This is a genomic window from Flavobacterium sp. UGB4466 (assembly GCF_903469665.1).
Lineage (GTDB): Bacteria > Bacteroidota > Bacteroidia > Flavobacteriales > Flavobacteriaceae > Flavobacterium > Flavobacterium lipolyticum.
Genome location: NZ_CAGKLC010000203.1, coordinates 1 through 3,344, shown reverse-complemented (window position 1 = coordinate 3,344; position 3,344 = coordinate 1). Strand labels below are relative to the sequence as shown.

The 3,344-nt window shown below is 34.3% G+C and carries 2 protein-coding genes and 1 other RNA gene; all 3 read right to left on the bottom strand.

Annotated elements, in window-relative coordinates; all coding sequences use genetic code 11:
- Positions 1-50 precede the first annotated feature (50 nt).
- A complete protein-coding gene (locus tag JO950_RS21545; protein WP_202704480.1) occupies positions 51-1,211 on the bottom strand; it encodes a tyrosine-type recombinase/integrase in 1,161 nt (386 codons plus the stop codon).
- A gap of 121 nt (positions 1,212-1,332) precedes the next feature.
- Positions 1,333-1,729, bottom strand: a transfer-messenger RNA (tmRNA) gene (gene ssrA / locus JO950_RS21540).
- 348 nt (positions 1,730-2,077) lie between these two features.
- The gene (locus JO950_RS21535) at positions 2,078-3,280 is read right to left on the bottom strand and encodes a serine hydrolase (RefSeq protein ID WP_202704481.1); all 1,203 of its coding nucleotides are present in this window, start codon (positions 3,278-3,280) and stop codon (positions 2,078-2,080) included.
- Positions 3,281-3,344: the final 64 nt, after the last annotated feature.

Below are 3,344 nucleotides of genomic sequence, written 5' to 3'. Positions count from 1 at the left end.
GTTCTAAAATGGAACAATTTTAAGTCAATAATATAAATGTTTTGTTTACTTTAAAAATCAGGTGATTTTTCAATTATTTGTTGCCTATTGACTTCTTTTACAACTTTAGCATATCTTAAAGTCATCATTTTTGAGGTGTGACCATATAGTTCTCTTAGTGCGTCTAGCTCAATTCCTGCAAGTATTTTTTTGTTTGCTCCAAGATGCTTTAAAGAATACATATCTACATCGATATTTGATTCTGTTTTAATAAGTTTTCGCCATAATTTAGATGCTGTGTCTCTGCTTAATTGTTTTGCTCCTGGAACGAAATCTAAATTCTTTTTTAAACCTCGGTTTGAATGTTCACGTCTTGATCCAAATATAAAAAAGTCTTTATTGTAAATATGAAGATTCATGTCTTCAAAAAAAGATTTTAAGTGTTGGTTAATTGGTACTATTCTTTCTTTGTCTGTTTTTGTTATTCCAGGTGGAAGGGTAATTTGTGACTTTTTCAGGTCTATCATTTTTATCTGTACGGAAAGAAGTTCTTCAGGTCTTATTCCGGTATGGAAAATTGTAATTATGTACGCGTAGAAACTGGGAAAATCATTAAGTATTTTTTCTTTGATAACTTTTACTTGGTCATCTGATGCTGGTTTGAATCCGGTAACTTCACTAACTTTTAAAGCTCTTATTCCAAGTGCTGGATTATTTTCTATGATATCCCATTGTATTAATTCTGAAAGGATAGCTTTTAAGTACCCTAAATTTTTGTTATAGGACTTATTAGACCATTTGCGTTGCTGTTGCGTTCTTTCAAGAATTAATTTTACGTGTACTCTTTTGGTTTCGCTAATAAGTAAGTTTTTTGTATTTGTTGGGGCTAAAGCATTTTTTATAAATTTTACGGTACTTTTATAGCCACACAAAGTTTTTGATCCTAGTGTAAGAGTTTTTTTTTCAATTGAGAAATCTAATGCTTCGCTAAAAGTCATATTACTAAAAGTGCTGACAACATCCGGAATGTTTGGATTCCATCCAGTTCGCAATTTTTCGTGCAAAACATCTCTAAGTGAATTAGCTTCAATTAGCCTTTTCTTGTAACTATTGATATAGTTTATTCCGAATTTATAACGGAAAAGCTTTTGGTTATATCTGAAATAGACAAACCAAGGTTTCGAAAGATCGTCATACTTGACCACCTTGGGAGTAGAGTAAATTGATTTCATTTTAATCTGTTTTAAAAATTAAAATGCTTGCGGGGACATTAAATCAATTACTTAAATTTTGTTCTCTTTTTGTTCTCTTTTTTTAAACTTTGTATTTAACCGCCTGAATATCAGGCGGTTATAGTGGAGTCGCCGGGAATCGAACCCGGGTCCAAACAAGCAACTAAAGAGCTTTCTACACGTTTATTTCCTGATTGGATTTTCGATGTTAAGCCAGGTCAGGAACAACCACTCAACACTTATCTTCTTAATTTCGATATCCACCCGAAGCTCATGGAAATCTAGGTTTATTTTTACGGTTCCCCTGTACTGACCGCCACAAACCAAGGCTTTCAAGGAGAATCCAGCTTTCCTACCTTGTAGGAACGTGGCGCAATCTTACTATAATTCGGATTATGCAGCTAAAGCGTAGTTATTTTCGCCGTGTAAAATTGTAAGATCTTATATTTACGAGCAAGGTCTCAATGCTCGACGTGCTTACTTTTCAATTCGACTTGCTGTCAAAACCAGTCGACCCCAAAAATGAGTTTGCAAATTTATACTATTTGCAGTTAGTTTTGTAATAAATTTTTCAGAAAATTATATTATTCCGTATTAGTCGAAAGTCGAAAGTTGTAAAGTTTTTAAAGTCAAACGCTTACTTTTTGTTTTCGCACAATTGATGGTATTTAAAAAGATCAAAGCCAATATTGTAACTGCTTTAGGTCTTTAGGTCTTTAGGTCTTTACGACTTTTGATTTTACGACTTTCGACTTTCAACTTTCGACTTTCGACTTTCGACTTTCGACTTTTGACTTTCGACTTTTGACTTTCGACTTTTGACTTTCGACTTTTGACTTTTGACTTTTGACTTTACGACTACTGTATTAGTCTTCGTCCTTGAAGTTAAAAGGGTAATCGCCAAAAATTGGTGCCAGTTTGCGAACCGCATAGGTATTTCGGGTCATTTTGTTCGACAAGGCAATAATGGTAACATGTTCTTTCATTAAAGTAATATAAGAAGAAGTATTGCCGTGCCACCAGCCATTGTGGAAATAAAAATTCTGTCCGGTTTCCCAATTGATCATTCTGATTCCTAATCCGTAATTTTTGGTTCCTTTACGTTCATTACTGTATCCGGTATAAACTTGTTTCAGTAAGGCGGGTTTTAAAAAATCAGGTGAATTTCTGGCACGATCAAATTTTAAAAGGTCTCGCACCGTTGAAAAAATATTTTTGTCTCCGTAAACATTGTCCAAATAATCAAAACCAATTTCTACACCATTACCTTTATAAGAAGGAACAATTTTCTTTCTGTCCTTATCATCATCAAAAACGTAGGTGTGTTTCATTCCCAAAGGTTTGAAAATCATTTGGTGCATAGCTTCTTTATACGTTAAGCCCGTAATTTTTTCAATAATTAGAGCCAGCATCGCATAGTTGGTATTGCAATAACTAAATCGCGTTCCGGTTCTGGATTCCAAACCAATGTTCTTGGTCGCTAAAATGTCCAGGATATCTTTATTGGTAAGCTGATTGTGTCTGTCCCAAACGGATTTGTCTCTGTCTGTAAAATAGGCATAATTGCGCATTCCGGTACGATGGTCCAGCAGCATTCTGATGGTGCAGTCTTCGTACGGAAAGGTTTTTAGAATCGTATTTACCTTTTGATCTAAATCGATCTTACCGGCATTAACCAGTTTTAAAACTGCTGTAGCAGTCAGAACCTTGCTCACAGAAGCAATCTGAACAGGAGTTTCTGCGGTTATTTTGGTGCCTTCGTTTTTATTGGCAAAACCACTATAACGTTCAAAAATAATCTGACCGTTTCGGGCGACCAAAAAACTTCCGTTCATCGTATTGTTGGGCCAGTTTTTATTGTAAAAGTGATTTATTCTTCCTGCAACTGAATTGATATAGGCTTGCGAAATTCTTTTTTCAGGACCTAACGGTTTCATTTTCGGTAAAGTATCTTCTGTTGTAGTTGTGGTATCGGCGGTTGTTTTTTTATCATTACCACATGAACTTAAAACTAATAACAGGAAAAGTATTTGTGGTATATTTGTTTTTTTAAGGAGGCTCATTTTCATCATTCTTTAAAAACAAATATATAGAATTCAATATTTATGTTTGGCTGTTTTGAGAGGCTTTAAA